The 26,108-nt window shown below is 65.8% G+C and carries 20 protein-coding genes; 15 read left to right on the forward strand and 5 right to left on the reverse strand.

Features of this window, described 5'->3' with window-relative positions; genetic code table 11:
- The first annotated feature begins 225 nt into the window (after positions 1-225).
- From ftsW to recN, 12 genes are all read left to right on the forward strand, one after another.
- Positions 226-1,377, forward strand: a complete 1,152-nt coding sequence (gene ftsW, locus AC066S_RS22385) for a putative lipid II flippase FtsW (protein WP_126255269.1) — start codon at positions 226-228, stop codon at positions 1,375-1,377.
- A 116-nt stretch (positions 1,378-1,493) separates the two neighbouring features.
- Positions 1,494-2,594, forward strand: a complete 1,101-nt coding sequence (gene murG / locus AC066S_RS22390; RefSeq protein ID WP_478270632.1) for an undecaprenyldiphospho-muramoylpentapeptide beta-N-acetylglucosaminyltransferase — start codon at positions 1,494-1,496, stop codon at positions 2,592-2,594.
- 86 nt (positions 2,595-2,680) lie between these two features.
- Entirely contained in the window at positions 2,681-3,511 is an 831-nt protein-coding gene (locus AC066S_RS22395; RefSeq protein WP_478270633.1) for a class I SAM-dependent methyltransferase, read from the forward strand.
- 219 nt (positions 3,512-3,730) lie between these two features.
- Positions 3,731-5,134 carry a UDP-N-acetylmuramate--L-alanine ligase gene (gene murC / locus AC066S_RS22400; protein ID WP_478270634.1) on the forward strand — a complete coding sequence of 468 codons (1,404 nt, stop codon included), beginning with the start codon at positions 3,731-3,733 and terminating at the stop codon, positions 5,132-5,134.
- Positions 5,135-5,321: 187 nt separating this feature from the next.
- The gene (gene murB, locus AC066S_RS22405; RefSeq protein WP_478270635.1) at positions 5,322-6,239 is read left to right on the forward strand and encodes a UDP-N-acetylmuramate dehydrogenase; all 918 of its coding nucleotides are present in this window, start codon (positions 5,322-5,324) and stop codon (positions 6,237-6,239) included.
- Positions 6,240-6,374: 135 nt separating this feature from the next.
- The gene (locus tag AC066S_RS22410) at positions 6,375-7,361 is read left to right on the forward strand and encodes a D-alanine--D-alanine ligase family protein (protein WP_478270694.1); all 987 of its coding nucleotides are present in this window, start codon (positions 6,375-6,377) and stop codon (positions 7,359-7,361) included.
- 350 nt (positions 7,362-7,711) lie between these two features.
- Positions 7,712-8,740, forward strand: coding sequence for a cell division protein FtsQ/DivIB (locus AC066S_RS22415; RefSeq protein WP_126255275.1), 1,029 nt, complete (start codon positions 7,712-7,714; stop codon positions 8,738-8,740).
- A complete protein-coding gene (gene ftsA, locus AC066S_RS22420; RefSeq protein WP_126255276.1) occupies positions 8,737-10,059 on the forward strand; it encodes a cell division protein FtsA in 1,323 nt (440 codons plus the stop codon). Before AC066S_RS22415 ends, ftsA begins: the two co-directional genes overlap by 4 nt.
- An 87-nt stretch (positions 10,060-10,146) precedes the next feature.
- Positions 10,147-11,949: a cell division protein FtsZ gene (gene ftsZ / locus AC066S_RS22425; RefSeq protein ID WP_478270636.1), complete on the forward strand. Its 1,803-nt coding sequence runs from the start codon at positions 10,147-10,149 to the stop codon at positions 11,947-11,949.
- Positions 11,950-12,310: 361 nt separating this feature from the next.
- Positions 12,311-13,273 (forward strand): UDP-3-O-acyl-N-acetylglucosamine deacetylase, encoded by a 963-nt coding sequence (gene lpxC, locus AC066S_RS22430; RefSeq protein ID WP_126255278.1) that lies wholly within the window; start codon positions 12,311-12,313, stop codon positions 13,271-13,273.
- A 246-nt stretch (positions 13,274-13,519) separates the two neighbouring features.
- Entirely contained in the window at positions 13,520-14,410 is an 891-nt protein-coding gene (locus tag AC066S_RS22435; protein ID WP_126255279.1) for an outer membrane protein assembly factor BamD, read from the forward strand.
- Between the two features lie 13 nt (positions 14,411-14,423).
- The gene (gene recN, locus AC066S_RS22440; protein ID WP_478270637.1) at positions 14,424-16,112 is read left to right on the forward strand and encodes a DNA repair protein RecN; all 1,689 of its coding nucleotides are present in this window, start codon (positions 14,424-14,426) and stop codon (positions 16,110-16,112) included.
- Positions 16,113-16,205: 93 nt separating this feature from the next.
- Here the strand turns inward: recN and AC066S_RS22445 are convergent, their stop codons facing one another.
- Positions 16,206-16,493 (reverse strand): GIY-YIG nuclease family protein, encoded by a 288-nt coding sequence (locus AC066S_RS22445; RefSeq protein ID WP_478270638.1) that lies wholly within the window; start codon positions 16,491-16,493, stop codon positions 16,206-16,208.
- Between the two features lie 117 nt (positions 16,494-16,610).
- Here AC066S_RS22445 and ligA point away from each other — a divergent pair, with 117 nt between their 5' ends.
- Complete coding sequence (gene ligA / locus AC066S_RS22450; protein WP_478270639.1) at positions 16,611-18,758, forward strand: NAD-dependent DNA ligase LigA; 2,148 nt, start codon at positions 16,611-16,613, stop codon at positions 18,756-18,758.
- Positions 18,759-18,943: 185 nt separating this feature from the next.
- Here the strand turns inward: ligA and AC066S_RS22455 are convergent, their stop codons facing one another.
- Complete coding sequence (locus AC066S_RS22455; protein WP_478270640.1) at positions 18,944-20,218, reverse strand: multidrug effflux MFS transporter; 1,275 nt, start codon at positions 20,216-20,218, stop codon at positions 18,944-18,946.
- Between the two features lie 311 nt (positions 20,219-20,529).
- Positions 20,530-22,359: an aminopeptidase P family protein gene (locus AC066S_RS22460; RefSeq protein ID WP_478270641.1), complete on the reverse strand. Its 1,830-nt coding sequence runs from the start codon at positions 22,357-22,359 to the stop codon at positions 20,530-20,532.
- Between the two features lie 186 nt (positions 22,360-22,545).
- On the opposite strand from AC066S_RS22460, the gene AC066S_RS22465 reads away from it, so the two are divergent.
- The gene (locus AC066S_RS22465) at positions 22,546-22,725 is read left to right on the forward strand and encodes a hypothetical protein (RefSeq protein WP_126255284.1); all 180 of its coding nucleotides are present in this window, start codon (positions 22,546-22,548) and stop codon (positions 22,723-22,725) included.
- A gap of 157 nt (positions 22,726-22,882) precedes the next feature.
- Here AC066S_RS22465 and AC066S_RS22470 read toward each other — a convergent pair whose 3' ends face one another.
- Entirely contained in the window at positions 22,883-23,770 is an 888-nt protein-coding gene (locus AC066S_RS22470; protein WP_478270642.1) for a 50S ribosomal protein L11 methyltransferase, read from the reverse strand.
- A gap of 163 nt (positions 23,771-23,933) precedes the next feature.
- On the opposite strand from AC066S_RS22470, the gene AC066S_RS22475 reads away from it, so the two are divergent.
- Positions 23,934-24,089 (forward strand): Flp family type IVb pilin, encoded by a 156-nt coding sequence (locus AC066S_RS22475; RefSeq protein WP_126255858.1) that lies wholly within the window; start codon positions 23,934-23,936, stop codon positions 24,087-24,089.
- A 285-nt stretch (positions 24,090-24,374) separates the two neighbouring features.
- On the opposite strand, the gene AC066S_RS22480 is transcribed toward AC066S_RS22475, so the two are convergent.
- Positions 24,375-25,985: a phytoene desaturase family protein gene (locus AC066S_RS22480; RefSeq protein ID WP_478270643.1), complete on the reverse strand. Its 1,611-nt coding sequence runs from the start codon at positions 25,983-25,985 to the stop codon at positions 24,375-24,377.
- Positions 25,986-26,108 lie beyond the last annotated feature (123 nt).

Below are 26,108 nucleotides of genomic sequence, written 5' to 3' on the forward strand. Positions count from 1 at the left end.
CCAGTTCCGCTGTCGTCGCCCGGCTTGACCGGGCGACACAGTATTCCAGAGACCGTGCTTGAGCCGAGGGGGGCGCGGCGTACTGGATGCCCCGGTCAAGCCGGGGCATGACAATGAGTTGTATGGTGGCAGCGAGGATCATCTCCAAACATCCGGGATTCCTTAACCTCCCGGTAACCAACCTCGGCGACCAATGGACGGACCTCTGTCCGAAAGCGGTCGCCCATGCTCTCCCGTGAAGAACGCACCCCCTTTTCCGAGTGGTGGTGGACCGTCGACAAGCCGCTGATGGGCGCCATCGTGGCGCTGATGCTGACGGGCGTGATCCTGTCGCTGGCGGCGAGCCCGCCGGTTGCGACCCGCATCGGGCTCGAGCCCTTCCACTTCTTCAGCCGCCACGTGCTGTTCCTGCTGCCGTCCTGCATCGTGCTGCTCGGGGTGTCCTTCCTGTCGCCGCGCGCGATCCGCCGCTCGGCCCTGATCATCTTCGCGGCCAGCATCGTCCTGATCGTGCTGACGCTCGCCATCGGCCCGGAGGTGAAGGGGTCGCGGCGCTGGATCACGCTGCTCGGCGTCAACATCCAGGCGTCCGAAATCGCAAAGCCGTCCTTCGTCGTGATCGCCGCCTGGCTGTTCGCGGAATCGACCAGGCGGCCAGAGATGCCGGCGACCACGATGGCGCTGGTGCTGCTCCTGATGCTTGTCGCGCTGCTGGTGATGGAGCCCGACTTCGGCCAGACCATGCTGGTCCTGATGGTGTGGGGCTCGCTGTTCTTCATCGCGGGCATGCGCATGATCTGGGTGTTCGGCCTCGCAGGTCTCGGCGCCGCCGGCCTGTTCAGCGCCTATCTGTTCGTCCCGCACGTGGCGGGGCGCATCAGGCGCTTCATGAACCCGGCCTCCGGCGACACCTTCCAGGTCGATACCGCCATGGAGGCCTTCTACAACGGCGGCTGGTTCGGGCTCGGACCGGGCGAGGGCATCGCCAAGCGCAGCCTGCCGGACAGCCACACCGACTTCGTGTTCGCGGTCGCCGCCGAGGAGTTCGGCATCATCCTGTGCCTGGCGATGCTGGCGCTGTTCGCCTTCGTCGTCATCCGCACGCTGTCGCGCGCCTATGCCAATGAGGACATGTTCTCGCGCTTCGCCGCCTCGGGTCTTGCGATTCTGTTCGGCGTGCAGGCGGCGATCAACATGTCGGTCAACCTCCAGCTCATCCCCGCCAAGGGCATGACGCTGCCGTTCATCTCCTATGGCGGATCCTCGATCGTGTCGCTCGCCTATGGCGTCGGCATGATGCTGGCGCTGACGCGGCTGCGCCCGCGCACCGAAGTCGAAGCCAGCGGCCACGCCGAGGCGATGCGCAGCTACGCCTAGCTCGTCATTGCGAGGAGCGAAGCGACGAAGCAATCCAGGCTGTCTCCGCGGAGGGATTCTGGATTGCTTCGCTACGCTCGCAATGACGGAGGATAGGCTGTAAAACCCCCCTCACCATGGACAACTCCCCCCTGATTCTTCTCGCCGCGGGCGGCACCGGCGGCCATCTGTTTCCGGCCGAGGCGCTCGGTGTCGAATTGATCCGGCGCGGCTATCGCGTCCGCCTCGTCACCGACGAGCGCGCGCTGCGCTACAGCGGGCTGTTCAGCAAGGACATGATCGACGTCGTGGCAAGCGAGACCGCGCGCGGCCGCAATCCGCTGCAGCTCGCCTATGCCGGCCTGACGCTCGCGGCCGGCACGCTGTCAGCCTACGCCCTGATCAAGCGCTTGAAGCCCGTCGCGGTCGTCGGCTTCGGCGGCTATCCGACGCTGCCGCCGCTGGTCGCGGCGAAATTCGCCGGCGTGCCCGGGATCATCCACGACGCCAACGCGGTACTCGGCCGCGCCAACCGGTTCCTGTCGAGCCGCGTCCGCGCCATCGCGACGTCCTTGCCCGGCGTGCTCGACCGCGATCCCGCGCTGGCGGGCAAGACCACGACCGTCGGCACGCCGATGCGGCCGGCGATCCTCGCGGCCGCGGCGGTGAAATATGCCGCGCCCGAGGTGAACGGCCCGCTGCGCCTGCTCGTCGTCGGCGGCAGCCAGGGCGCGCGCATCATGGCCGACATCGTGCCCGGTGCGATCGAGCGGCTCGAGCCTGCGCTATGGAGCCGCCTCGTCCTCACCCAGCAGGTGCGCGAAGAGGACATGAGCCGCGTGCGCGCCGTCTACGACAAGCTCAAGATCAAGGCCGAGCTCGCACCGTTCTTCACCGATTTGCCGGCGCGGCTCGCCTCCAACCACCTTGTGGTATCGCGCTCCGGCGCCGGCACGGTGGCCGAGCTCGCGGCGATCGGCCGGCCCTCGATCCTGGTGCCGTTGCCGGGCTCGATCGACCAGGACCAGTTCGCCAATGCCGGCGTGCTGGTCAAGGTCGATGGCGCGATCCGCATCCCGCAGACCGAGTTCACGTTCGACCGGTTGGCGTCGGAAATCTCCGGTCTGGCCGCCGAGCCCGCGCGCCTTACCGCCATGGCTGCGGCCGCGAAGGGGGCAGGGCGACTCGATGCGGCCGAGAGGCTTGCGGACCTCGTGGTGAAGACCGCCGGAATTTAGCTTCCGCGCCGTTCAAGCTTGCACATGGGTCGCTCGGCTCGATGGTCGCACGCGCGGCACGTTCGTGCCCGGCGGAGGATTTGTTGGTGGCAGGCCTGCTGATTCACTCCCTCGCGGAGTTTTCCGATCTGGTCCTCGAGGCGCTCAGGCTCGCGGATGCGCGCGAGATCGTCGAGATCGGCTCGGAATATGGTGGCATGTCGCCTTTTCTTGCCGCGCATTGTCGTGGGCGCGGCGGCCGCCTCACCGCCATAGATCCCGCGCCGAAGCACGAATTCATGGAGTGGCTGAAGATCAGTCCGGACGTTCGCCATCTTGCAAAAACGAGCCTGGAGGCGTTCGCCGATGTCGACGAAGCCGATGCCTGGGTCGTCGATGGCGATCACAACTGGTACACGGTCTACAACGAGCTCGGCCACATCGATGCGATCAGCCGTCGCGCCGGCAAGCCGCTTCTGGTCTTTGTGCACGACATCGGCTGGCCGTGTAGGCGGCGCGATTTCTACTATGCGCCCGAGCGAATTCCGCCCGAATATCGCCATGCCTACAGCTTCGACGCCGGCGCGGTTCCCGGTCAGGCAGCCCTCGTCAAAGGGCGCGGCTTTCGCGGCATGGGCCAGTTCGCGTTTGCCGAGGTCTCCGGCGGTGCGCGCAACGGCGTGATGACGGCGATCGACGACTTTCTGGCCGAGGCGCTCAGGGGCGGCCGCGAGCTTGGCTTTGCAGAGGTCCCGGCCGTATTCGGGCTCGGCGTGATCTTCGATCTGGACGCGTCGTGGAGCGCGCCGCTCGCCGATCTCCTGTTGCCGTATCATCAGAACAAGCTCATTGGCGCGCTCGAGGCCAATCGCCTGCGCAACTATCTTCGCGTGCTCGATCTCCAGGATGAGGCGGCCGCGCGAACCGGCTCCCTCTGACCGAAGCGGCGACTTGGGTCCCCGTGCTCCGAGCGCGGGCCTCGCGGTCCGCGAAACCGGCCAAAATGGGGCATCCAAGCGGGAAATTACCTCGTTTGGAGGCCGCACCGGGCTTGTCCCGATCCGCCCGGTCTTGCATGAAGTGGAGGAGATTCGCCGCTGGCCGGCCACGACAGGGGCGATGTAGCGGCCGCAGCCGGAATAGACAGAGATACAGCCATGAGATTGCCGCGCGAGATCGGACCCATCCACTTCGTCGGGATCGGCGGGATCGGCATGAGCGGGATCGCCGAGGTGCTGGTCAATCTCGGCTATGCCGTGCAGGGCTCGGACGCTTCCGACAATTATAATCTCGACCGTCTGCGCAAGAAGGGTGCGAAGGTCTCGGTCGGCCACAAGGCCGAGAATGTCGACGGCGCCGAGGTGGTCGTGGTCTCCACCGCGATCAAGCGCGACAATCCGGAACTGATGGCGGCGCGCGAACGTCGCATTCCCGTGGTGCGCCGCGCCGAGATGCTGGCCGAGCTGATGCGGCTGAAGAGCTGCGTCGCCATCGCCGGCACCCACGGCAAGACCACCACGACGACGATGGTTGCAACGCTGCTCGACGCCGGCGGGCTCGATCCCACCGTCATCAACGGCGGCATCATCAACGCCTACGGCTCCAACGCGCGTCTAGGCGCCGGCGACTGGATGGTGGTGGAGGCCGACGAGAGCGACGGCACGTTCCTGAAGCTGCCGACCGATGTCGCGATCGTCACCAATGTCGACCCCGAGCATCTCGACCACTTCAAGACCTTTGAGGCCGTGCAGGACGCCTTCCGCCATTTCGTCGAGAACCTGCCGTTCTACGGCTTTGCCGTGATGTGCATCGATCATCCCGTGGTGCAGAGCCTCGTCGGCAAGATCGAGGACCGCCGCATCATCACCTACGGCGAGAATCCGCAGGCCGATGCACGGCTGGTCGACCTCACCGCGGGCGGCGGCGGCTCGAAGTTCAAGGTCGTGATCCGCGACCGTAAGGCCGGCACCATGCACGAGATCGCCGATCTCGCGCTGCCGATGCCGGGCCGGCACAACGCCTCCAACGCGACGGCGGCGATTGCGGTCGCGCATGCGCTCGGTGTGTCGGACGAGGCGATCCGCACGGCGATGGCCGGCTTCGGCGGCGTCAAGCGCCGCTTCACCAAGACCGGCGAGTGGAACGGCGTCACCGTCATCGACGATTACGGCCATCACCCCGTGGAGATCGCAGCCGTGCTGAAAGCGGCGCGCGATTCCTACACCGGCAAGGTGATCGCCGTGGTGCAGCCGCATCGTTACACCCGTCTGCAATCGCTGTTCGAGGAATTCTGCACTTGCTTCAACGACGCCGACGCGGTGATCGTGGCCGACGTCTATGCCGCCGGCGAAGCGCCGATCGAGGGCATCGACCGCGACCATTTCGTCGAAGGTCTGCGCGCGCATGGGCATCGCGAAGTGATCCCGCTGCCGGCGGCTTCGGACCTCGCGGCCATCGTCAGGGGACTGGCAAAGTCCGGCGATCTCGTCGTGTGCCTCGGGGCCGGCAACATCACGCAATGGGCCTATGCCTTGCCGGACCAGTTGAAGGCGCTGGGGTGATCATGCGCTTGTGCAGCTCCTATGCCGCCACGCGGCACACTGCGCTCCCTCCCCCCTTGTGGGGGAGGGCGGGGGAGAGGGGTAGCCGCAAACTCCGTTCTCGCTTGGGGCTACCCCCCTCCCTGACCCTCCCCCACAAGGGGGGAGGGAACGGTGAGAGCGTGCGTATCTCACTTGTGGATCCGGCATGAGCTTCCCCGACATCACCCCCGACCTCAAAGCCGCAATGCCGGAGCTTCGCGGCCGGCTGCTCGCCAACCAATCGCTCGCCGAGCTCACCTGGTTTCGCGTCGGCGGCCCGGCGCAGGCGCTGTTCACGCCGGCGGACGAGGACGATCTCGCTTACTTCCTCGCGCATCTTTCTTCCGACATCCCGGTCTATGTCGTCGGCGTCGGCTCCAACCTCATCGTGCGCGACGGCGGCATCGCGGGAATCGTGATCCGCCTGGCGCCGCGCGGCTTTGGTGAGGTGAGCGCGAGCGGCGATGTCGTCACCGCCGGCGCGGCCGCACTGGACAAGCGGGTGGCGGAAGTGGCGGCCTCCGCCAATATCGGCGGGCTCGAATTCTATTTCGGCATTCCCGGCACGATCGGTGGCGCCTTGCGCATGAATGCGGGCGCCAATGGCGGCGAGACCAAGGACGCGCTGATCGAAGCGAGGGGTGTGGGGCGCGACGGCACCAAGCACGTGTTCTCCAATGCCGACATGAAATTTGTCTACCGCAACAGCGGCGTCGATCCTTCCATCATCTTCACCTCAGCGCGCTTTCGCGGTGAGATCAGGGACACGGAGGCGATCCGCGCGCGCATGGCGGAGGTGCAAAGCCATCGCGAAACCGCGCAGCCGATCCGCGAGAAGACCGGCGGCTCGACCTTCAAGAATCCGCCCGGCCATTCCGCCTGGAAGCTGGTCGACGCCGCCGGCTGCCGGGGCCTGCGTGTCGGCGGCGCGCAGGTCTCGGAGATGCACTGCAATTTCCTGATCAATACCGGCGATGCCACCGCGCACGACATCGAGACACTGGGCGAGACGGTGCGCGAGCGGGTGAAGGCAAGTTCCGGAATTGAGCTACATTGGGAAATCAAGCGGATCGGGGTTTCATGATCACCGTCATTCCGGGGCTCGCGAAGCGAGAACCCGGAATCCATTGGGCCGCAGAGCCGGTGGAGAAATGGATTCCGGGCTCGCGACTTCGTCGCGCCCCGGAATGACGAAATGGAGAGATTTCGGGCTATGACCATGCGCATCACCATCCTCTTCGGCGGCTCCAACCGGGAACGTCTGGTCTCGGTTGCCTCGGCCCAGGCGCTGCATCAGGCGCTGCCCCAGGCTGATCTCTGGTGGTGGGACATCGAGGACCAAGTGCATGTCGTGCAGTCCAAGCAACTGCTCGAACATGCTCGCCCCTTCGAGGACGAGTTCAAGCCGGGTACATCGGGCATTGCGCTGGAGCAGGCGCTCGACCAGGCCAAGGCCGAGGGGCGCGTGCTGGTGCTCGGTCTGCATGGCGGGCGTGCCGAGAACGGCGAATTGCAGGTGATGTGCGAGGCGCGCGGCGTGCCCTTCACCGGCTCGGGCTCGGCCTCCTCGCATCTTGCCTTCGACAAGTTCGCGGCCAAGCGGTTTGCCGCGCTCGGCGGCGTGACGCCGCCGGCAAACATTGCGCTCGACAATATCGACGAGGCCTTTGCCGAATACGGCAGGCTGATCGCAAAGCCGGCGCGCGACGGCTCGAGCTACGGCCTGATCTTCGTCAACGCCAAGCAGGATCTCGTCGCCGTCCGGAACGCGGCCAAGCACGAAGATTATGTCATCGAGCCCTACATCGCCGGCGTCGAGGCGACCTGCGGTGTGCTGGAGCGCACCGATGGCTCCATCATCGCGCTGCCGCCGATCGAGATCATTCCGGGCGAGGGCAATTTCGATTACGCCGCAAAATATCTCCTGAAGTCGACCCAGGAGATCTGCCCCGGCCGTTTCGCGCCCGAGATCACCGCCGCGCTGAAGGCGCAGGCGATGCTGGCGCACCGCGCGATGTCCTGCACCGGCTATTCCCGGTCGGACTTCATCGTCTCGGACAAGGGCCTGGTCTATCTCGAGACCAACACGCTGCCCGGGCTGACCAAGTCCTCGCTCTACCCCAAGGCGCTGAAAGCCGAGGGCATCGCATTCGTCGACTTCCTGCGCGACCTGGTGGAGCTCGCGGAGCGGGGCGTGCGGAAATAATTAGGACTGGTTAACGGCCGGATCGGCGAAACGGGCCGGTTTGGCGCCCAAAACCGGTAAAATGCCGGATATCGCGGCATAACAGCCTCACATAACGGGGCAAAATGCGCACGTCGTTAACGAATTTTACCTTTTGTTTACCAGGACGTCCGAAGGTTAACGCTGGCGGCGCATATGGCGCTTTGGCTGCCGGCGCGTGAGCTGTCGCGGGTGATGTCACCTCCAGCGAACGCTTTGAAGGGGAGAGGTTTTCTTCTGCTGAAGACCAGCACCCGGCCCGGCACGTCCAGGACGTCATGTTCGCCAGGATCCGCGCGATGTCGCGGGCAAACTGTTGACGAGCTCGTGCAATGGATGGAGCAGGAAGCCTCACCCGGTCCCTTCTGAGATCGCTGAGGCCCCAAGCTGACCTGAGGGCGGCCGCTGTCGGAGCGGTCGTGCTTCTGCGCGAGTGGCTGCAGGACAAGCGCGCTGAGGCGCGCGCCGCCGCCAAGGACAAGATCAAGACCAAGGCCAGAGCCAAGGCCGTCGTCGAGCGCGAGCCGCCGCCGCGTGTGGTCGCGCTGGTCGAGCGCTATCTGCCGCGCCGGGTCGGGATCAGCATGACCGTGCTGCTGCTGATCGGCAGCTGCGGCTTCGGCATCGTCAAGGGCGGCCATCTCCAGGATTTCATCACCGCGGTCAGCGATGCCCGCAACGCGCTGGCCAATTCCGCCGGCTTCCGCATCACCTCCGTCGTGATCAACGGCCGCAAGCAGCTCACCCAGGACGAGATCCTGGCGATCGGCGGCGTCAGCGGCCGGTCGTCCCTGCTGTTCCTCGACGCCGACGCGGTGCGCGACAAGCTCAAGGCCAATCCCTGGATCGCGGATGCAACCGTGCTGAAGCTCTATCCGGGCCAGCTCATGATCGAGCTCACCGAGCGCAAGGCGTTCGCGCTGTGGCAGGAGGCCGGCCGGCTCTCGGTCATCGCCGATGACGGCGCCGTGCTCGAACCTTACGTCTCTCGCCGCTTCCTGTCGCTGCCGCTCGTGGTCGGCAAGGGCGCCGAGACTCAGGCCCGCGATTTCCTGGCACTGCTGGCGCGCTATCCGCAGGTCAATGCGGTGACGAAAGCCGCGATTTACGTCGGCGAGCGGCGCTGGAATCTGAGGCTCAAGGACGGCCTCGACATCCGTCTGCCCGAGCAGGACGTCGGCAACGCGCTCGCGATGCTGTCCAGGCTCGACAAGGAGGACAGGCTGTTCTCCCGCGACATCGTCGCCGTCGACATGCGCCTGCCCGATCGGCTGGTGGTGCAGCTGTCCGAGGACGCCGCCAAGGCGCGCGAGGATCTGTTCAAGGACAAGAAGAAAAAGAAGGCCGGGGATTCCGCATGACCGGTCTCGATCGCACCCAGACGCCGAAGACGCGCCAGATGCCGCACAAGCGCGGTGGCCTCGTCGCCTGCCTCGACATCGGCACCAGCAAGATCGCCTGCATGATCGCGCGGCTGAAGCCGTCGCCGCCGAGCGAGGCGCTGCGCGGCCGCACCCATGCGGTGGAATTGATCGGATACAGCCAGATCCAGTCGCGCGGCATGAAGTCCGGCGCGGTGATCGATCTCGGTGAATGCGAGCAGGCGGTGCGCCAGGCCGTCGCGCTCGCGGAGAAGATGGCCAAGGTGCGGGTCGAGTCCGTGCTGCTATCAGTCTCCGGCGGCCGGCTTTCCGGCCAGCTGGTCGAAGCCGCCGCCGACATCCGGGGTGGTGCCGTGACCCAGGCCGATGTCAGCCGCGTCACCTCCACCGGCATGCGTCATGCCACCGGCGAGGGCCGCACCGTGTTGCATGCGCTGCCGGTCGGCTACACGCTCGATGGCGTCAAGGGCATCCGCGACCCCCGCGGCATGGTTGCCCATCAATTCGGCGTCGACATGAACGTCGTCACCTGCGACGCCACCGTGGCGCGGAACCTGATGCTGGCGGTCGAACGCTGCCACATCAATGTCGAAGCCATGGCAGCGAGCCCTTATGTCGCCGGCCTGTCGGTGCTGACCGACGACGAGGCCGATCTGGGCGCTGCCGTCGTCGAGATGGGCGCCGGCACCACCACGATTGCCGTTTATTCAGGCGGCCGTTTCGTGCATGCGGCGGGTTTTGCGGTCGGCGGGCAACACATCACGATGGATCTCGCGCGCGGACTCTCCGCGACCATTGCCGATGCCGAGCGAATCAAGACGTTATATGGGACCGTCATCACCGGCGGATCGGACTCGCGTGAGCTGATGTCTGTGCCGACAGCCGGTGACGAGCAGGATCTGCCGCAGATCGTCTCTCGCGCCACCATCGCCAACATCGTCAAGCACCGTGCCGAGGAAGTCTTCGAAATGGTTCGGGACAAGCTGAAGGATTCGCCCTTCGCCTCAGAGCCCAACGGCCGCGTCGTGCTCTCGGGCGGAGCCTCGCAGCTCACCGGCCTCGTCGAGCTCGGCACCCAGATTCTCGGCCGGCCCGTGCGGGTCGGACGTCCGCTCGGCTTCGGCCGGCTGCCCAACGAGGCGAAGAACGCCGCGTTTGCGGTGCCGGCCGGACTCCTCGTCTACCCGCAATATGTTCACCTCGAACATGTCGAACCGCGGCATACGCGGCACCAGGTCAAGACAGGGACCGGCGGTTATTTCGGAAAGGTCGGACGATGGCTACGCGAGGGCTTCTGATGATTCATTTCCGCAATTCCCGACTTTCACCAACTCCCGCGGCCGCCGGCCGGGGCGAACCCACGCGCGCGTGATCGAGAGGCAACCATGACCATCAGCATCAATGTTCCTGATATTCACGAACTGAAGCCCCGGATCACCGTGTTCGGCGTCGGCGGCGCCGGTGGCAACGCCGTCAACAACATGATCACGGCCGGCCTTCAGGGCGTGGACTTCGTGGTCGCCAACACCGACGCGCAGGCCCTCACGATGTCGAAGGCGCAGCGCATCGTGCAGATGGGCACCGCAGTCACGCAAGGGTTGGGCGCCGGTTCGCAGCCGAACGTCGGCGCCGCCGCGGCGGAAGAGGTGATCGACGAGCTGCGCGACCATCTCTCGGGCGCCAACATGGTGTTCGTCACCGCCGGCATGGGCGGCGGCACCGGCACCGGCGCCGCTCCCGTGATCGCCAAGACCGCGCGCGACATGGGCATCCTCACCGTCGGCGTCGTCACCAAGCCGTTCCACTTCGAGGGCGGCCGCCGCATGCGCACCGCTGAAGCCGGCATCGCCGAGCTGCACAAGGTCGTGGATACGCTCCTGATCATCCCGAACCAGAACCTGTTCCGGGTCGCCAACGAGAAGACCACCTTCGCCGACGCCTTCGCGATGGCCGACCAGGTGCTCTATTCGGGCGTCGCCTGCATCACCGACCTGATGGTCAAGGAAGGCCTCATCAACCTCGACTTCGCCGACGTCCGCGCCGTCATGCGCGAGATGGGCAAGGCGATGATGGGCACCGGCGAAGCCTCCGGCGACAAGCGCGCGCTGACCGCCGCGGAAGCCGCGATCGCCAACCCGCTGATCGACGATAGCTCGATGAAGGGCGCCAAGGGCCTCCTGATCTCCATCACCGGCGGCAAGGATCTCACCCTGTTCGAGGTCGACGAAGCCGCCACCCGCATCCGCGAGGAAGTCGACCAGGACGCCAACATCATCGTCGGCGCGACCTTCGACGAAGCGCTCGACGGCCTGATCCGCGTCTCGGTCGTCGCCACCGGCATCGAGCAGGCCGCGATCGCCCGCAACAGCCAGGCCACCTCCGCCCCCGTCGCAAACCCGGCCCCGCAGGCGCAGCAGGCGCCCGCAGCTCCGGCCGCGGCCGCCGAGAGCCGTCTCGCCGACCTGACCGCGCGGCTCCGCGCCGACAATCAGCGCATGGCCGAGCGCGCCCAGAAGCTGGAAGGGCAGATCCCGGCCTCAAGCCAGGCTCAGGCCGGTGCCGCGCCGATGGCGCCCCGTCCGAACGTCGAGCGCGCCGCGCTCGCCGCCATCGCGGCTGCCGTTGCGGACGTTCCGCAGTCCCCGGCGCCGATGCAGACCTACGGCGACGTCACCGTGCGCCCGATCGCGCAGAAGCCGACCCTGTTTCCGGAGCCCGAGCAGGCCCCGGTCGCGATGCAGGAGCCGATGACGCCCGAGACCTTCATCCCGCCGCAGGCCGAGCGCCCGGTCCGTGCGCCGCGGATGCCGCGCATCGACGAGTTGCCGATGCCGGCCCAGGCCGAGATTCGCCAGGCTCGCGGTGAGGTCGAGGAGGAGGCGCCGCAGAAGAGCCGCCTGTCGTTGCTGCAGCGCCTCGCCAATGTCGGCCTCGGCCGTCGCGACGAGGAAAGCGAGCCGCCGGTCGCGGCCCGCACCGCCGGCCCCGCGATGCCGCCGCTGCCCGAGCGCCGTCCGCAGAAGTCCGTGGCGCAGCAGATCGCATCGAGTGAACCGGTATCCGAGTATGCCCGTCGGCCCGCTCCGCAGGGCCTGGACATGCATGGCCGTCCCGCGCCTGTTGCGCCGGCGCCACAGGGCGACGACCATCTTGATATCCCGGCCTTCCTGCGACGGCAGGCGACCTGAGGATTGTTACAATAGGGCAGACCAAAAAAGGTCCCGGCAACAAGCTTGCCGGGACCTTTCCTTTTGTCCCGTGCATGTCCGGATTGCGCAGCCAAGCAACTGATTTTAAATCATTAATCACGCATTCGGATGTTCGGTAGAATTGCCGGCAGCGGCCCAAAAGCTCGGCGCAATTTGGTTAAGCCTTGGCGCGAATACGGCGGGTTTGGGGTAACAATCGGTAAAAAAGCGTGAGTTGGCGCTGTTTGAGGCAGTGATTATGGTTTGGCGTGACTTGGGGATACGGATTCGCGGGCGCCGGCACTGGCCGGCCAAGTGGTCTCGTATAAGTCGCAGTGGGTCGTAGTGGGGCGGGTTCCTGATGAAATTTAGCCGGCAAACAACGCTTGGTGCGCAAGCCTCCGTGGCAGGCGTGGGCGTTCATTCCGGTCTTCCCGTCACTCTCACGCTTGGGCCCGCGCCTGTCGACGCGGGTTTTGTTTTTATCCGGACAGGCCTCGAGGGAAGTGATCGCGAAGTTCAGGCGACGGCCGATCAGGTGATCGCGACCGACTTCGCCACCGTCCTCGGCGACCGCAGCGGTCCGCTGGTCTCCACCGCCGAGCACGTGCTTGCTGCACTGCGGGGTATGGGGGTCGACAACGCCACCATCGAGATCGACGGTCCGGAAGTGCCGATCATGGACGGCAGCGCCGCGGCCTTCATTGCGGCGATCGATCAGGCCGGCATCGTGACCCAGCCGGCACAGCGCCGCTTCATTCAGGTTTTGAAGCCGATCTCGGTCAAGATCGGCGATTCCTTCGGCGAAATCAGGCCTCATGCCAATGGGTTCTGCGTCGAGGTCGAGATCGACTTCACCAACCCCGTCATCGGCCAGCAGAGCTACACTTTCGACCTCAGCCCGGAACGTTTCCGCCGCGAAGTCGGCCGGGCCCGGACCTTCGGTCTGATGTCCGATGTCGCGCGGCTCTGGAGCGCGGGTTATGCCCTCGGCGCCTCCTTCGACAACACCGTCGTGTTCGACGACGAGCGGCTGCTCAACACCGAGGGCCTGCGTTACGCCGACGAATGCGCCCGCCACAAGGTGCTGGACGTGATCGGCGATCTCTCGCTGGCCGGCCTGCCGCTGCTGGGCGCCTACCGCTCGGTGCGTGGCGGCCACAAGCTCAACCACGCCGTCCTGACCGCGTTGCTGGCTGACCGGACCGCCTGGCGGGTGGTCGAGGGCGAGGCGGTCCGCCGTACCACGCGTCCCGTGGGCGAAGTCGGCCGCGGTATCGTCGGCGGCCGGGTCGCGGCGGCCTACGGGCCGGACGTGTCCTGAACAGGCTGTTGCCGCGGGCCTTTGGCCGCGGCGCACCCCCCGGGAAACTCCTGGTAACCATGATCGGCTAGGATTGCGGCAAGTTCGCCTTAATCCGGGCGAAATGCCTGCCTATCCGGTTGGTTAGAGATCGCTTTTCGGATCCATCGGCGTGGTCGCATGGCAGGCACCACGGCACCATATCGCGCCCGTGACGGGGTCAGGGGCTGGTGAGCACCGCATCACAGGGCGTCAGGGCTTAAACTCATGTCGGCACAGCGTATGACGCGCGGATATTTCTCGATCTCCTTGCGAGCTCGCGGGCTGCTTCAGGCCGTCACCTTCATGCTGCTCGCGCTGCCGCTGGCCGGCTGCGGCACCGGCGCGCTCTGGGACAAGTTCACCGCCAAGGACGACACCTTCGTCGAGGAGCCCGCCGACAAGATCTACAATGAGGGCCTGTACCTCATGAACGAGAAGAAGGACATGAAGGCGGCGAACAAGAAGTTCGAAGAGGTCGACCGCCAGCATCCTTATTCCGACTGGGCCCGTAAATCGCTGCTGATGTCCGCCTATGCGTCCTACCAGGGCGGCGACTATGACGGCTGCATCGGCGCGGCCACCCGCTACGTCACGCTGCATCCCGGCAGTCCGGATGCGGCCTATGCGCAATATCTGATCGCGGCTTCTCACTACGACCAGATCCCGGACATCAGCCGCGACCAGACCCGTACCGAGAAGGCGATCGCCGCGCTGGAAGAGGTGGTGCGCAAATATCCGAACTCGGAATACGCAACGTCCGCCAAGGCCAAGATCGAAGGTGCGCGCGATCAGCTCGCCGGCAAGGAGATGAACGTCGGCCGCTACTATGCGCAGAAGCGCGACTACACGGCGGCGATCAACCGCTACAAGGCCGTCGTCACCCAGTATCAGACCACCCGTCATGTCGAGGAGGCACTCTACCGGCTGACCGAAGCCTATATGGCGATCGGCATCGTCGGGGAAGCGCAGACCGCGGCGGCCGTGCTCGGCCACAATTTTCCTGACAGCCGCTGGTACAAGGACGCCTATAATCTTGTAAAATCCGGCGGTCTCGAGCCGAGCGAGAATCAGGGGTCCTGGATCAGCAAGACCTTCAAGAAGATGGGCCTCGGCTAGGAAATTTGGTTCCATGCTGGCGCGTCTATCGATCCGCGACATCGTCCTGATCGAACGGCTCGATATCGAATTCGCGGCGGGCCTCGCGGTTTTGACCGGCGAGACCGGCGCGGGCAAATCCATCCTGCTCGATGCCTTTGCGCTGGCGCTCGGCGGCCGCGGCGATGCCGGCCTCGTGCGTCACGGCGCGGAGCAGGGGCAGGTCACCGCCGTGTTCGATGTCCCCAAGAATCACCCCGCGGCGAAGATCCTCGCCGAGAACGGACTGGACGACACGAGCGTTGAAGAATCTTGCGAGATGATCTTGCGCCGCGTGCAGCTCGCCGATGGCCGCACCCGCGCCTTCATCAACGACCAGTCGATCAGCGTGCAGACGCTGAAGGCGGTCGGCGCCGCCCTGGTCGAGATTCACGGCCAGCACGACGAGCGCGCGCTGGTCGATGCCGCCACCCATCGTCGCCTGCTCGACGCCTTCGCCGGCCTGGAGAAGGACGTCGCCGCGGTCGAGGCGCTCTGGGACGCACGCCGGACCGCCAACACCGCGCTGGAGGAGCATCGCGCCGGCATGGAGCGCGCCGCGCGCGAGGCCGATTATCTGCGTCATGCCTCCACCGAGCTGAAGCAGCTCGCGCCCAGGGACGGCGAGGAGACCTCACTTGCCCATCGCCGGAGCACCATGATGCAGGGCGAGAAGATCGCCTCCGATCTGCGCGAGGCGCAGGAGGCGGTCGGCGGCAACCATTCGCCGGTCGCGGCCCTCTCGGCCGCGGTGCGCCGGCTGGAGCGCCGCGGCGTCAATTCGCCGGCCCTGGTCGAGCCTGCCGTGAAGGCGATCGACGCCGCGATCAACGCGCTGGAGGAGGCCGACCAGCATCTCCAGGCCGCGCTGGCTGCAACCGATTTCGATCCGGCCGAGCTCGAACGCATCGAGGAACGGCTGTTCGCATTGCGCGCCGCCTCCCGCAAATATTCGACGCCGGTCGACGGGCTCGCCGCGCTCGCCGCCAAATATGCCGCCGACGTCGTGCTGATCGACGCCGGTGCCTCGCAATTGAAGAAGCTGGAGCAGGCCGCGATCGAGGCAGATAGCCGCTATGCCGCCGCCGCCAAGAAACTGTCGCTGGCGCGGCAGAAATCGGCCGAGAAGCTCAACAAGGCGGTCAACGCCGAGCTCGCGCCGCTCAAGCTCGAACGCGCCAAGTTCATGACCCAGGTCGAGACCGACGAGGCCGCACCGGGGCCGCAAGGCTTCGACCGCGTCGAGTTCTGGGTTCAGACCAATCCGGGCACCAAGCCGGGGCCGCTGATGAAGGTCGCCTCCGGCGGCGAGCTGTCGCGCTTCCTGCTCGCGCTCAAGGTCGTGCTGTCCGACCGCGGTTCGGCGCCGACGCTGGTGTTCGACGAGATCGACACCGGCGTGGGCGGTGCGGTCGCCGACGCCATCGGCGGGCGCCTCGCGCGTCTTGCCGGGAAGGTCCAGGTGATGGCCGTGACCCACGCCCCGCAGGTCGCGGCCCGCGCCGACCAGCATCTGCTGATCTCCAAGGACGCCCTCGACAAGGGCAAGCGCGTCGCCACCCGCGTCAATGCGCTAGCCGCCGACCACCGCCGCGAGGAAATCGCCCGCATGCTGGCCGGCGCCGAGATCACGGCAGAGGCGAGGGCGGCTGCGGAGAGGTTGCTGAAGGCGGCCACGGCTTAAGTTTTCGCCGTCATTCCGGGGCGATGCGAAGCATCGAACCCGGAATCTCGAGATTCCGGATCTGGTCCTTCGGACCATCGGGGAATGACTCTCTCAATTGCAGATCGACTCATACAGATCATCACAGTTTGGATTGTCCTTCTCGATCAGCTGGATTTTCCAGGCCCGCTTCCACTTCTTGAGCTCTTTCTCGCGTGAGATCGCCGAGATCGGATCGTCGTAGACCTCGAACCAAACAAGCTGCGTGATGTTGTATTTGGCCGTAAAGCCCTGGACGGCCTTGATTCGATGCTCGTGGACGCGACGCACAAGATCTTTGGTAATGCCAACGTAGATTGCCCCATCTCGTCGGCTTGCTAGAATATAGACGTAATACGCCATGAGCCCCTCCCACGACTTCGTCATTCCGGGGCGCACGAAGTGCGAACCCGGAATCTCGAGGTTCCGGGTCTGGTCCTTCGGACCATCCCGGAACGACGAGATGCAATCTTAAGTATAATGGCCAGAGCAGCAAAATCGAAACCGCTTCGCGACGTCGCCGATCTCACCAAGGCCCAGGCCAAGGTCGAGCACATGCGGTTGTCGCTCGAGATCGAGGGGCACAATGAGCGCTATTATCAGGAGGACGCGCCGACCGTCACCGACGCCGAATACGACGCGCTGCGCCAGCGCCTCAACGCCATCGAGAAGCGTTTCCCGGAGCTCGTCAGCGCGGACTCGCCCTCGCAGAAGGTGGGCGCCGCGCCGTCGGGGCGCTTCAAGAAGGTGCGGCATTCCGTTCCCATGCTGTCGCTCGACAACGCCTTTGCCGAAGAGGACGTGCGCGACTTCGTCGGCCGCATCGTCCGCTTCCTGAAGCTCGATGACGACAAGGTCGATTTCTCCGCCGAGCCGAAGATCGACGGCCTCTCGATGTCGTTGCGCTATGAAGGCGGCGAGCTCGTCACTGCGGCGACGCGCGGCGACGGCGCGGTGGGCGAGGATGTCACCGCCAACATCCGCACGCTCGAAGACGTGCCGCAGAAGCTGAAGGGCCGCAACGTCCCTGACATCTGCGAGGTCCGCGGCGAGGTCTACATGACCAAGAAGGCCTTCCTCGCGCTCAACGAGCGGCAGAAGGCGGCAGGCGACACCATCTTTGCCAACCCGCGCAACTCGGCCGCCGGCTCGCTCCGGCAAAAGGATCCCACCATTACCGCTTCCCGCCCCCTCGGCTTCTTCGCCTATGCCTGGGGGCAGATGAGCGCGATGCCGGAGGATACGCAGAGCGGCATGATCGCCTGGTTCGAGCGCTGCGGCTTCAAGACCAATCCGCTGACCAGGCTCTGTCATTCCGTCGAGGAACTGCTCGCCTTCCATCATGCGATCGAGGAGCAGCGCGCGCGTCTCGACTACGACATCGACGGCGTCGTCTACAAGGTCGACCGCATCGACTGGCAGGAGCGGCTCGGCTTCGTCTCGCGCACGCCGCGCTGGGGCATCGCGCACAAATTCCCGGCCGAGCGGGCCATGACGGTGCTGCGCGACATCGAGATCCAGGTTGGCCGCACCGGCTCGTTCACGCCGGTTGGCAAGCTTGAGCCGGTCGGCGTCGGCGGCGTGATCGTGCAGAACGTCACGCTGCACAACGAGGACTACATCAAGGGCATCGGCAACAAGGGCGAGGTGCTGCGCGAGGGGCGCGACATCAGGATCGGCGACACCGTCGTGATCCAGCGCGCCGGCGACGTCATCCCGCAGGTGGTCGATGTCGTGCTCGACAAGCGGCCGAAGGCCGCCAAGGAATTCCAATTCCCGAAGAAGTGCCCGTGCCCGCTGCACACCGACGTCGTTCGCGAGGAGACGGCGGCGGGCGAGGAGGGCTCGCGCGCCCGCTGCACCGGCGAGTTCGCCTGTCCCTATCAGAAGATCGAGCACCTCAAGCTGTTCGTCTCGCGCCGTGCTTTCGACATCGACGGTCTCGGGGAGAAGCAGCTCCAGTATTTCTTCGACGAGGGATGGGTCAAGGAGCCCGCCGACATCTTCACGCTGGAGAAGCGCAATTCCAGGCTCAAGCTCGAAGAGGTCGAGGGCTATGGCGCGACCTCGGTGCGCAATCTGTTCGGCGCCATCGAGAGCCGGCGCAGAATCGCGCTGGAGCGCTTCGTCTATGCGCTCGGCATGCGCCATGTCGGCGAGACCACGGCGCTGGCGCTGGCGCGCGGCTACGGCTCCTGGGATGCCTTCCACGATGCCTGCCTCAAGGTCGCCAAGGGTGACGAGGAGGCGATGGCCGAGATGGATGCGCTCGACCAGATCGGGGACACCGTGATCAAGAGCATCGCCGATTATTTCGGCGAGAGCCACAATCGCGGCATCGTCGAGCGGCTGACCAGGGAGGTCGAGATCGTCGACGCCGAGAAGCCGAAGAGCAATTCGGCCGTCGCCGGCAAGACGGTGGTGTTCACCGGATCGCTGGAGAAGATGACGCGCGACGAGGCCAAGGCCACGGCAGAGCGTTTGGGGGCAAAGGTGTCGGGCTCGGTGTCGAAGAAGACCGACCTCGTCGTCGCCGGTCCCGGTGCGGGCTCGAAGCTCGCCGAGGCCAACAAGCACGGCGTCAAGGTGCTGACCGAGGACGAATGGCTGAAGCTGATCGGGGAGTGAGGTTCTTTTTCCTTCTCCCCTTGTGGGAGAAGGTGGCGCGAAGCGCCGGATGAGGGGTTGCATCCACAAATTCGATTGAGAGCGATCTGCGCGGAGAGAAACCCCTCACCCGTCTCGCCGCTATCGCGGCGAGCCACCCTCTCCCACAAGGGGAGAGGGGACGGGCAACGCGCGCGCTGCCTCCCTCACATCATCCCGCTCTCGTCCTCCTCCGCCTGCCCAATCAGCGCCTCGCTCACTGTCACTTCGCGGCGGGGGACGACGAAGATCATCACGCAGGCGCAGAGCAGCGAGATCGCGAGCACCGCCGAGGTGAGCGGCAGCGTCGTTGCGGAGTGGCCGCCGAGATAGGCGCCGAATTGCGACATCAGCGCGCCGATGCCCTGTTGCAGGAAGCCCATCGCGCCTGAGGCAGTGCCGGCCGCTTCAGGACGGATGCTGATCGCCCCGGCGGCGGAATTCGCCATCACGAAGGCGTTGCCGACCATGACGATCATCTGCGTGCCGAACAGCCAGCTTGGGGCTTCGTTCCACCCCGTAAAGCTCCACAGCAGGTTCAGCAGACTGCCGCAGAGCTGGAGTGCGAGCCCGAACCAGATCAGCTTCTCCAGCGAATGCCTGGGCGCAAAGCGCACGCAGAGCAGGTTGCCGACGAGAAATGCAAACCCCGTTGTCGCGAACCAGGCGCCGTATTCGGCGCTGGACCGGCCCATCTGCGTCACCACGATATAAGGTCCGCCGCCCGCGAAGGTGAAGATGATCTGAGAGGCCAGCACCTGGCACATCACATAGCCGACAAAGGCGCGGCTCTTGATCAGGATGCCGACGTCGCCACGGAAGCCGCCGCCGCCGGCGCGGCTGCGACGCGTTTCGGGCAGCGTCAATGCGATGCCGACGGCGACAATGATGGCAGCGATGGTGATGGCGTAGAAGATCGCGCGCCAGCCGAACGCCGTCTCGATCAGGCCGCCGGTGAGCGGTGAAACCATCTGTCCGATCATCAGCGCCGCGACCACCAGGCTGATCATCGAGGCGACGCGGTCGCGCTCATAGATGTCGCGGATGATGGCGCGGCTGATCACCATGCCGGAAGCGCCGCCCAGGGCTTGAAAGAAGCGGGCTGCAATCAGCTGCGGCAGGGTTTCGGCGAAGATGCAGGCGACGCTGGCCGCCACCATCAGCGCCAACCCTCCGAGCAGCACGGGGCGCCGCCCGAACCGGTCGGACAGCGGTCCCATGATCAGCTGCGACAACGCGATGCCGACCATGTAGAGCGACACCGTCATCTGCGCGATGGAGATGTCGCTGCCGAAATTCGTCGCCAGCACCGGCAGCGCCGGAACTAGGATGTACAGCGAGATCGGCGCGATCCCGGTCATCACGACCAGCAGCAGCAGCACCCCGCGCGATGTCGCGAGGTTGCGCGTCCCTTCCGGAGGCTTGCTGATGATGCCGTGCATGCGTGTTCGTCTCGTTGAATTCGAACCGACTGTAACGTCGTTACGCAAGGCGGATATCGGCATTTCGGAATGCGGCTATACGGATTCCGGGATGGTTATAATAACGGCGTGAGGCGACCCATTGGGCACGATCCTCACGCCACAAATTCGGTGTCATCGCCCGGCTTGACCGGGCGATCCAGTACGCCGAGACGGTCGCGGTTGACCCGAGGGGGCGCGGCGTACTGGATTCCCCGCTTTCGCAGGGAATGACAGCTGTGTTGGGGATGCAGCGTTGCGCAAATCGCGCAGTGCTATGCGCGATGACGAGCTTAGCCCTTCAGCTCCGCCGTGGCCTGATCGAGCCAGGCCCGGGTCGCCTCGTCGAGCGCCGGCCCGACCTCGGTTCGCACGCGCGCATGGTAGGCGTTGAGCCAGTCGAGCTCGTCCTTGCTCAGCATCGCGGCGTGGATCAGCCGGCGGTCGATCGGTGCCAAGGTCAGCGTCTCGAACGCGTTCATCGGCTTCTCGGCACCCTTGATATCGGCGGCGACGACCAGCTCGAGGTTCTCGATGCGGATGCCGAAACCGTCGGTCTTGTAGTAGCCGGGCTCGTTGGAGAGGATCATGCCGCGCTTCAGCGGCGTGGTGCCGAGCTTCGAAATGCGCGCCGGCCCTTCGTGCACCGAGAGATAGCTGCCGACGCCGTGGCCGGTGCCGTGCTCGAAATCGACGCCGGCGGCCCAGAGATATTGCCGTGCCAGCGTGTCGAGCTGCGCGCCGGTGGTGCCGTCCGGGAAGACCGCGCGTGCGATCGCGATATGGCCGCGCAGCACGCGGGTGAAGCGGTCGCGCATCTCGTTCGTGGGCTCGCCCACGGCCATGGTGCGGGTGACGTCGGTGGTGCCGTCTTCGTACTGCGCGCCGGAATCGATCAGCAGGAGGTCGCCGGGCGCGATGCGCCGGTTGCTCTTGCGCGTGACGCGGTAGTGCACGATGGCACCGTTCGGGCCGGTGCCGGAGATGGTCGGAAACGAGACGTCTTTCAGTGCGCCGGTGTCGCGGCGAAACGTCTCCAGCGCCTCGACCGCGTCGATCTCGGTGAGCTTGCCGCTTGGCGCTTCCCGGTCGACCCACGCCAGGAAGCGCGCCAGCGCCAGGGCGTCGCGCCGATGCGCCGTCTGCGTCCCCTTGATCTCGGTCGCGTTCTTGACCGCTTTGAGCAGCGCAATCGGATCGCTGCCGCGCACCGGCTTGCCGCCGGCGCCCGCAATCAGCCGGCTGAGCGCGTCGGCCGCGGTGGCGCTGTCGAGCGCGATCGCCGCACCGCTTTTGGCGAGCGCCATCAGCGTCGGCGCCATCGCGTCGGGCTCGCGCACGTCGGCGGACTGCTCGAGATGGTCGCGCGTCAGGTTGGAGAGCTTGCGGTTATCGATGAAGATGGTGGGACGTCCGTCTTTCGGCACCAGCGCATAGGACAGCGGCAGCGGGGTATGGGCGACATCGGCGCCGCGGATGTTGAAGGTCCAGGCGACCGCGTGGCTGTCGGACAGCACCAGCGCGTCGACGCCGAGCTTGCCGATCTCGCTTCTGATCTGCGTCAGCTTCTCGGCTTCCGAGATGCCGGCATGCTGGAGCCCGTGCACGGCGACGGGGGCGAGCGGCGGCTGCGGGCGGTCCTGCCAGATCGCGTCGATCGGATTGCTGTCGACGGCAACCAGCTCGGCGCCGGCCTTGGCGCAGGCGGCAGACAGGCGCTCAGCTGCCGCAAAAGTGTGCAGCCACGGATCAAATCCGAGGCGGTCACCGGCTTTCAGATGCGCCGACACCCAGCTCTCCGGCGGCGGGTCGATCAGCGATTCCACCACCCAGGCCTTTGCATCGACCTGCTTGGCGGCCTGAAGCGTGTAGCGGCCGTCGACGAACAATGCGGCCTCCTGCGTCAGAACCACCGCGAATCCCGCCGAGCCCGTGAAACCGGTCAGCCAGGCCAGCCGTTCTTCCGACGGCGGCACATATTCGTTCTGCTGCTGATCGGCGCGCGGAACGACGAAGCCGGCGAGCTTGCGACGGGCGAGTTCTTCGCGAAATGCGGCCAGCCGTGCCGTCAACGCGACGCCGGCCTCCGGCTCCTCGAATGTCTGGAAGTGTGCTTCGAACATAGTGGATCACTTTAGGATCATGGGGACGAGTCCGCAATCTGGACGCATTTACGTCGCATCTGGCATGGACTGTGCTTGAATGGTTCCACTTGAATTGAGTGGAGTAAAGGATGCGGCAGCTGCGCTTCGTCCGGATGACAGCGAAATTCGAGCAGGTGGTTCATCTCAACGGCGAGGGGACACACGATGCCAGCATTCACGTTTGAGAAGATTTCGCCGCCGGCGCGCCGAGCCCCGACGGAGGCGGCACCGAAGAAGCCGCGCAGCGTCATCAGCCAGATGATCAACCGCATCGCCGAGCGCCGCGCCAAGCGTGCGTCGCAGGTCGAGCGTACGGCGCACCGCGACGAGAAGCCGGCGGAGTAGCGGTATTGCTGATGCCGTAGGGCGAGCAAAGGCGCGAAGCGCCGTGCCAACCATCTTTCCCGGATTTGCGAACGTCACGGTGGGCACGCTTCCGCCGCCGTCGCTCTTCGAGCTATGGCGGAAAAGTCGCTTGGCCCACCTACGGCACCGGTGCTGGCTATCCCACCTTCCGCAGCAACAGGCTGCTCCATCCCTCGATCCGCAGATGCCTCAACGGCACGAGGCCGCGGGCGCGATAGGCGGCGATCACGGCGGGGGCCTGATGCGTCAGCAGGCCGGAGAGGATGACGTGTCCGCCTAGCGCGAGATGCCGTGCCATCGGGCCCGCCAATTGCCTCAGCGGATTGGCAAGGATGTTGGCTAGCACCAGGTCGAACGGGCCGGCTCGTCCAAAATCCGGCGCGGCGAAGCCGGTCGCGCGGATCACCCGCACATGGTTGCCAACTTCGTTCAGCCAGGCGTTCTCGGAAGCCACCCGCACCGAGGGCGGATCGATGTCGGAGGCGAGCGCGGCGCGATGCAGCGCCTTTGCCGCAGCGATGGCCAGCACGCCGGTCCCAGTGCCGAGGTCGAGCAGGTTCCTCGGGCGGGAACTCTTCAGAACATGGTCAAGCAGTAGTAAACAGCCACGCGTCGTGCCGTGATGGCCGGTGCCGAACGCGAGCGCCGCCTCGATCTCGATCGCGAGCTTGTTCGGCGCCACGCGGTCGCGGTCATGACTGCCGTGCACGACGAAGCGGCCGGCCGGGACCGGGACGAGATCCTCCAGGCTGGCCCTGACCCAGTCCTTGGCCTCGACAATGTCGAAGGTGAGCGTCGCGGCGATCTCATTTCCTGCTGATGTTGCAATGAGTTCGCGCAACCATGCGTGATCGGGCGCCTCGGCAAAATGGAGCGTGACGTCCCATTGTCCGTCCGGCCGCTCGAAGGCGGCGACCGCCGCATCGCCCTCGAAGAACACCTCGGTGAGCACGTCGACGACGCGCCGGGCGTCGGCCTCGCTGCCGATCGAAAAGCTGGCGCGATGGGTTGGAGCAGGCTGCATTCAGGGTTCCGTTGAGTTGAATTTTTGGGATTTTTGCCGCCAATTTTCCGCGCAAGTTGCAGTCCCCGGGTTAACCCGGCCGAAGGCCGCGCCCCGTACATTCTCGGGTGTTGAATTAAGCCAACACAGCTTGGAATTGAAACGGAGGCGAGTCTTGAAGAGCATGATTCAGAAATTCTGGTCGGATGAATCCGGTGCCACGGCGATCGAATACGGTCTGATTGCCGCGGGCATCGCCCTGGCGATCATCACCGTGGTGAACAGCCTGGGCAGCACCATGAACGACAAGTTCACGTCGATTAGCACCAACCTGAAGTAATTTCCGCCTCCATTTCCCAGCGGGGGCTGCTTTTTCTTCTAGGCTGACCTGATCACCGCCCGCGAGGGGGAATTCCCCCTGGCGGGCGAGGTCGTTTCCTGCCGGCGCTTTCGATATTCACAGCTTGCCCGCTGCTCACCCGGCACCCTATCCACCGGTTTTTCCCGCAATTGTCCTCACGATTTTCCACTGCGTTTCCCCCGGCCGTCGCGATGCTCCGGTCCCGAAGCATCCGCGGCCTGTCCACAGACCGTTCAACAGCCTGTCCACAAGGGATCCACAGATCTATCCACGGCTTCCGAACAGCGAGCGGTGATCCCTCAGGATCGCCTGCGCGGCGTTATGGCCGGGCGCACCGGTGACGCCGCCGCCGGGATGGGCGCCTGAGCCGCAATGATAGAGGCCTCTTAACGGCCCGCGATAATCGGCATGGCCCAGCATCGGCCGTGCCGAGAACAGCTGGTTCAAGGTCAGCGCGCCGTGGAAGATGTCGCCGCCGACGAGGCCGAACTGCCGCTCGAGGTCGAGCGGAGACAGGATCTGGCGGCCCAGCACGCTCGCCGCAAAACCCGGCGCGTATTCGTCCACCGTCGCGATCATGAGATCGGCGACCTCCTCGCGATGGTCGTCCCACGACTTTCCATCCGGAAGCTCCGGCGCGACGTGCTGGCAGAACAGGCTCGCGACGTGCTTTCCCGCGGGCGCCAGCGTGTCGTCGAGCGTGGAGGGGATCAGCATCTCAACCACGGGCTGTCGGCTCCAGCCCCGCGAGCGCGCATCGAGATAGGCGCGGTCCATGTAGGGAAGGCTCGGCGCCAGGATGATGCCGGAAGAGAGATGGTCGCCTTCGCCCGGCAGCGCCGTGAACGAGGGCAGGCGATCCAGCGCCACGTTCATGCGAAAGGTGCCGGAGCCGTTCTTCCAGTGCCGGATGCGGGCGAGGAAGTCCGCAGGAAGCGCCTCGGCCGCGATCAGCTGCGTGTAGAGCAGCTTTGGATTGACATTGGCCGCGACATATTTCGCGCGGATCGCCTCGCCGTTCTCCAGCACGATTCCGACGGCGCGGTCGCGCTCCACGATCACCTCGCGCACGCCGGCATCCGTGTCGATCGCGACGCCGCGGTCGCGCGCCGCGCGCGCCATCGCCTGCGTGATCGCGCCCATGCCGCCGATGGCATGGCCCCAGACGCCCTTCTTGCCGTTCACCTCGCCGAAGGCGTGATGCAGCATCACGTAGGCCGAGCCGGCGGCGTAGGGGCTGGCATAATTGCCGACGATGGCGTCGAAGCCGAACAGCGCCTTGACCAGATCATGCTCGAAGCGCTCATCCAGCATCTCGCCGGCCGAGCGGGTGAAGAGATCGAGCAGGCTGCGGCTCTGTTCCAGCGTGAGACCGCGCAGGATGCTGGCGGTCTTCCAGGCGTTGACGCCTTCGCGCAACGCCGCCGTGCTAAAACCCTCGACGAGGTTCGGCGGCGCGCGCAGCACGAATTGCCTGAGCACGTCGGCGATGTCTTCCAGCTCGCGTGAAAACCCGTCGAGCGCGGCTGCGTCATGCGCGCTCAGTCGTGCGACTGATGCCTTCGTCCGGCCCTCCCCGGTGAGGAGATAGCTGGCATCGGGCGCGGGCAGGAAATTCTGGGCGCGCCGTTCCACGATGCGCAGGCCCTGCTCGGCGAGCTTGAGGTCGCGGATCACCTGCGGATTGAGCAGGCTCACCGTGTAGGCCGCCACCGAATTGCGGAATCCCGGGTGAAACTCCTCCGTGACCGCGGCACCGCCGACCACCTTGCGGCGCTCGACCACGCGCACGCGCAGGCCGGCCATCGCGAGATAGGCCGCGCAAGTGAGGCCGTTGTGGCCAGCGCCGATGATGACGACGTCGGTTTCGGTCATGAAGATGCAAGGCCCAGTCTACCGTCATTCCGGGGCTCGCGAAGCGAGAACCTGGAATCTCGAGGTTCCGGGTTCGATGCTCCGCATCGCCCCGGAACGACGTCTAATATCAAGCAATTCACG

It is taken from the genome of Bradyrhizobium sp. CFUWI, from assembly GCF_056429085.1.